Raw genomic sequence first — 549 nt, 5'->3', positions numbered from 1 at the left:
GCTCTATGCTTTTTGCAGCGTGCTGCTGATCAGTGGCGCGCAGTTAATGATGAAGTGGGCGATGGTACAGCTTCCCGCTATCGATCAGCTCACGCTGTTCAGCGCGGCGCTGCTCAGCCTCTCCTTACCCACGCTGGTGCTGTCCGGCGGGCTACTGGCCTACGCTTTATCGATGATGTGCTGGTTGCTGGCCTTACAGCGCCTGCCCCTGAGCCGGGTTTACCCGCTGTTGAGTCTGAGTTATCTGCTGGTGTGGACAGCGGCACTGTGGTTGCCAGGGATGAATGAAGTCTTTCTCTGGGGCAAGCTGGTGGGCGCGGTACTGATCCTCGCCGGGTTGTTACTGATATTCTGGCCGGGGAAAAAGGCCCAAAGATAATGCTATCATCGCGCGATTCATTACACAGAGTCTGTTAAACATGATCCCTTCACTTCCCCTCCTGCAGGTCAGGGAGGTCTCGTTTGTGCGTCAGGGTAAAACGCTGTTGTCGCCCGTTTCCTTTGAGCTTCATAAGGGGGAATTCCTCTGGCTAACGGGGCCATCCGGGG

At 56.5% G+C, this 549-nt stretch carries 1 protein-coding gene; it reads left to right on the top strand.

The features are described 5' to 3' along the window. Window positions 1-379, top strand: a 379-nt coding sequence (arnF, locus tag WH277_RS02460; RefSeq protein ID WP_339504217.1) for a 4-amino-4-deoxy-L-arabinose-phosphoundecaprenol flippase subunit ArnF, incomplete at its 5' end; no start/stop codon positions are given. Window positions 380-549 lie beyond the last annotated feature (170 nt).

The sequence above is a fragment of the Erwinia sp. MYb416 genome, assembly GCF_037479575.1.
Lineage (GTDB): Bacteria > Pseudomonadota > Gammaproteobacteria > Enterobacterales > Enterobacteriaceae > Erwinia > Erwinia rhapontici.
Note: the sequence above shows the minus strand (reverse complement) of the source record. Positions and strands in the feature narration are given on the sequence as shown.